At 72.6% G+C, this 252-nt stretch carries 1 pseudogene; it reads right to left on the reverse strand.

Annotated elements, in window-relative coordinates:
• Window positions 1-231, reverse strand: a pseudogene (locus SB771_RS35875) (1-phosphofructokinase family hexose kinase); the annotation flags it as partial.
• Window positions 232-252 lie beyond the last annotated feature (21 nt).

The raw sequence follows: 252 nt of genomic DNA on the forward strand, positions 1-252 counted from the left end.
GTCGCCGCCGAGCCGGTGGATGGTCCGCGCGACGTTGATGCCGCCGCCGCCCGGGTCGCGGCGCGGCCGCGCGCAGCGCAGCTTGTGCGTGTCGACGATGTGCTCGACCGACGTCGCGACGTCGACGGCCGGGTTCAGGGTAACGGTAACGATATCTGTCATGGTGTGGGTCTTGTGCAGTCGATGGCACGCGCGCCGCGACGGTGCGCGCGCCGGCCGTGGCTCCACCATACGTGCGGCGACGGTCGCGGC

Origin of the sequence: Burkholderia sp. SIMBA_051, assembly GCF_046534915.1 — a bacterium.
Taxonomy (GTDB): domain Bacteria; phylum Pseudomonadota; class Gammaproteobacteria; order Burkholderiales; family Burkholderiaceae; genus Burkholderia; species Burkholderia ambifaria.